This is a genomic window from Pseudoalteromonas sp. SG41-5 (assembly GCF_014164495.1).
In the GTDB taxonomy this organism is placed as follows: Bacteria; Pseudomonadota; Gammaproteobacteria; order Enterobacterales; family Alteromonadaceae; genus Pseudoalteromonas; species Pseudoalteromonas rhizosphaerae.
In genome coordinates, this window is record NZ_JACJFH010000176.1 from 1 (window position 1) to 4,052 (window position 4,052).

General features: G+C 41.4%; 5 protein-coding genes. All 5 read right to left on the reverse strand.

Translation table 11 applies throughout. The annotated features are described in order from the left end of the window. Positions 1-410 (reverse strand): ClpXP protease specificity-enhancing factor (locus H5232_RS22460; RefSeq protein ID WP_182831558.1); only part of this gene is annotated, 410 nt, incomplete at its 3' end. After that, positions 410-1,036, reverse strand: coding sequence for a stringent starvation protein SspA (sspA, locus tag H5232_RS22465; RefSeq protein ID WP_064667929.1), 627 nt, complete (start codon positions 1,034-1,036; stop codon positions 410-412). The genes H5232_RS22460 and sspA, both read right to left, overlap by 1 nt. Before the next feature lie 79 nt (positions 1,037-1,115). Then, entirely contained in the window at positions 1,116-1,859 is a 744-nt protein-coding gene (locus H5232_RS22470) for a cytochrome c1 (RefSeq protein WP_182719666.1), read from the reverse strand. After that, positions 1,856-3,121, reverse strand: a complete 1,266-nt coding sequence (locus H5232_RS22475; RefSeq protein WP_149980603.1) for a cytochrome b N-terminal domain-containing protein — start codon at positions 3,119-3,121, stop codon at positions 1,856-1,858. Before H5232_RS22475 ends, H5232_RS22470 begins: the two co-directional genes overlap by 4 nt. Further along, positions 3,121-3,711, reverse strand: a complete 591-nt coding sequence (petA, locus tag H5232_RS22480) for a ubiquinol-cytochrome c reductase iron-sulfur subunit (RefSeq protein WP_182719667.1) — start codon at positions 3,709-3,711, stop codon at positions 3,121-3,123. Before petA ends, H5232_RS22475 begins: the two co-directional genes overlap by 1 nt. Positions 3,712-4,052: the final 341 nt, after the last annotated feature.

Consider the following 4,052-nt stretch of genomic DNA (forward strand, 5'->3'; position numbering starts at 1 on the left):
TTCTTTTCAGGCTTAGAAGGAGCTGGCTCGTCAGGTAATAATTCATCTGCGATATCAACACTTTCTAACTCAGCTGCAAACTCGTCTTCATCTTCTAAAAACTCATCTGCAGTAAACACAGTGCCTTCACCGTTTTCGCGGGCATAGATAGCAAGCACGGCACCAATTGGCACGTATACTTGCATTGGCTGACCACCAAAGCGGGCACTAAAGCTTAACTGCTGATTATCCATTGAGAATTGTGTGACAGCTGATGGGCTAATATTCAACACAATTTGTCCATCTTGAACAAACTGTGTTGGTATTTGCACGGCTGGAAAATCAGCATTAACCACTAAATGCGGTGTACACTGATTATCAACAATCCAATCAAAGAAAGCACGAAGTAAATAAGGACGATTAGGCGTCATTACAAACGGATCTCGCGCTCAGTTTCAGTAAGAGAAGCTTGGAATGATTCACGCTCAAATAAACGGATCATATATTCTTTCATCTCTTTAGAACCTGCACCAGTTAGCTCAATACCAAGCTCTGGTAAACGCCATAGTAATGGTGCTAAGTAACAATCAACTAAACTAAACTCTTCACTCATAAAGTAAGGAGCTTCAGTAAAGATTGCTGAAACAGCAAGTAAAGCTTCTGTTAGTTCTTTACGCGCTTGCGCTGATTCAGCGCCATTAGCATAAATTTTAGCAGCAAGGCTGTACCAATCTGTGTCGATGCGATGCATCATTAAACGGCTGCGGCCACGCATTACCGGATAAACAGGCATTAGTGGAGGGTGAGGAAAACGTTCATCAAGGTATTCCATGATGATGTTTGCCTGATATAAACCAAGCTCACGGTCAATCAGTGTTGGCACTGTACCGTAAGGGTTAATTTCATGAAGTGCTTCTGGCAGGTTGTCCTTTTCGGCCAGATGAATATCTACACTTACGCCTTTTTCAGCAAGTACAATGCGTACTTGATGGCTATACATACAGTTAGCACCAGAAAAAAGGGTCATTACAGGGCGCTTATTGGCAGCTACGGCCATGCCTACCTCCATTAAATAACAAAAACAGCAAAAGGGGCTTAAGCCCCTATTGCAAAATTACCTTTAAATATGTTCAAAATTAATGAACATCTCTCCAGTATTCTTTCTTCAACATGAATGCCAAGATAAATAGGATAACTAAGAATCCGATAACCTTGATACCTAACGCTTCTGATTCAAGACGTGAAGGTTCACCCACGTACTCAAGGAAGTTAGTTAAGTCACGAGCCGCTTGATCGTACTCGTCTACACTCATTTCGCCAGTCCCATCTGTTTCAGTACCAATAACTTTAGTCACAGTGTGACCATGTTCTTCGACTTCTTCAGTAATAGGCGTTGGTAAACCTTGCAGTTCTTGCAAAACGTGAGGCATACCTACCGATGGGAAAACAATATTGTTAACTCCAAACGGACGAGATTCATCTTTATAAAATGACTTTAAGTACGTGTAAATATAATCCGGAGATTTTACACGTGCAATTAGAGTTAGATCCGGCGGAGCCGCACCAAACCATTTTGCTGCATCATCTTTAGTAATTGCGTTAGTGATATGGCTACCAACTTTTGAACCGTCAAAAATTAACTGCTCAAGGCCAACGGCTGTTGGAATACCGATATCACGGAAAGTACGCTCATAACGCTGATACTGCATTTGGTGACAACCAAGACAGTAGTTCATGAACAACTTTGCACCACGTTGCAACGAAGGCTGATCAGTTAGGTCATTACCGGCTTCCATTAATGGAACCGATGGACCTGCCGCCATTGCCGGCAATACGTTTATTGATAAAGCAAATAAACCGATAATTAGCTTTTTCATCATTTCGTTAACCTCTCTGGCAATGGCTTAGTTTTTTCATTCTTACTGTATACAAACAACAGTACGAAGAACATAAAGTAAGTCACAGTACAGATTTGTGAAATGATCGTCTTCATATCAGTTTGTGGAGTTGCACCCACCCAACCAAGAAGCACGAAAGTAACAACAAAACCTGCGATGTTCCATTTATGGAAGCCACAACGGTAACGAACCGATTTCACTGTGCCACGGTCAAGCCAAGGTAATAACGCCAGCACTACAATCGATGCACCCATCGCAGCAACACCAATTAGTTTATCTGGGATTGCACGTAAGATTGCATAGAATGGCGTAAAGTACCAAACTGGGAAAATATGTTCAGGTGTTTTAAGTGGGTTTGCCGCTTCAAAGTTTGGTCCTTCAAGGAAGAAACCATTCATCGCAGGCATAAAGAACACCACCCAACAAAACAAGATTAAGAAACCAACCACACCCACAATATCTTTTACTGTGTAATAAGGATGGAACGGAATCGCATCAACAATATCTTTCTTGTCAGTGTAATACTCATGGAATTTAAATTTAGGCTTATCTTCTTCAGCAACAGAGCCTTTCTTACGCTTGATCTCAACACCGTCAGGGTTATTTGAACCCACTTCGTGCAGTGCCACAATGTGTAAGAATACTAAAATTACGATAACCAATGGTAAAGCAATAACATGTAATGCAAAGAAGCGGTTAAGCGTTGCACCTGATATTACATAATCACCACGGATCCAAAGTGTTAAGTCATCACCAATAACCGGAATAGCCCCGAATAGTGAAATGATTACCTGTGCACCCCAGAATGACATTTGACCCCATGGTAATAAGTAACCCATGAATGCTTCAGCCATTAACGCTAAGAAGATAAACATACCGAATAACCACAGTAATTCACGTGGTTTTTGGTAAGAACCGTAGATCATGCCACGGAACATATGCATATATACAACGATGAAAAACGCTGATGCACCTGTTGAGTGCAAATAACGTAGTAACCAGCCGTATTCTACATCACGCATGATGTATTCTACTGAAGCGAATGCGCCCTCAGAAGACGGAACAAAGTTCATCGTTAACCAAATCCCGGTAAGAATTTGGTTTACTAGTACTAACATGGCCAATGAGCCAAAGAAATACCAGAAGTTAAAGTTTTTCGGTGCTGGATACTGTGCAATATGCATGTTCCAAACACGTGTCATTGGGATACGGTCGTCTATCCAACCAATAATTTTACCGAACATTAGGCTACCCCTTTTTCTTCGCCCACTAAAATAGTGGTATCATCAAGAAATGTGTAAGGTGGTATTTCTAAGTTTAACGGGGCAGGTACCGATTTAAATACACGGCCAGCCATATCAAATTTAGAACCGTGACATGGACAGTAGAAACCATCATCTGTTCCCTCAACCTTTTCACCAAAATTACCTTGGAAAAAGCCAGGTGAACACCCTAAATGCGTACAAATACCTACCGCGAGAAATATCTCAGGGCGTAATGAACGGAAATCATTGGTTGATGATTCTAATTGTTGTGGCTCTTGCGATTGCGGATCACGAAGTTGACCTTCGTGTTCTTTCATCTGCTCAAGCATTTTAGGGGTTCGTGATACAACCCATACAGGTTTACCACGCCACTCGACACGTATTAATTGTCCCGGCTCAAGTTTGCTGATATCTACTTCTACAGGCGCACCCGCAGATTTAGCTCGCTCACTTGGATTCCAAGACGCAATAAAAGGAACAGCAGCCCCAGCCGCACCAACACCACCTACAACAGAGGTAGCTATGGTTAAAAAGCGACGTCGGCCATTGTCTACAGGCGCATTGCTCATCCACTTATCTCCACTATGATTCTCAACACTTGCTATATTGAGAACATCAGTTACAGCAGGTTAATTTTTCGAAATTTTAAAATAGAAGCGATCATAATTAAAACCCTTGATTAAAACAAGGTTATTAACAGCCTCATGCTCGAATAATCCCGACTTTATCAACTAATTGACTAAGTTAGCTCGAGCATAGAGCCGTTTCTATGATATGACTTTTACAAAAACAATATACTGACCAAGATCAACCTCACTAAAAGGAAGCAGATAAACTGCACATGGTGCTGTTGAACTCACTCACATTACTTGCCAGACAATTGTAGCAAAAAAATTCATCAATTAACTGA

What these genes read in the sequence shown, in the direction of transcription:
- sspA (WP_064667929.1), bottom strand. Translation starts at nt 1,036, where the DNA reads ATGGCCGTAGCTGCCAATAAGCGCCCTGTAATGACCCTTTTTTCTGGT.
- petA (WP_182719667.1), bottom strand. Translation starts at nt 3,711, where the DNA reads ATGAGCAATGCGCCTGTAGACAATGGCCGACGTCGCTTTTTAACCATA.
- H5232_RS22475 (WP_149980603.1), bottom strand. Translation starts at nt 3,121, where the DNA reads ATGTTCGGTAAAATTATTGGTTGGATAGACGACCGTATCCCAATGACA.
- H5232_RS22470 (WP_182719666.1), bottom strand. Translation starts at nt 1,859, where the DNA reads ATGATGAAAAAGCTAATTATCGGTTTATTTGCTTTATCAATAAACGTA.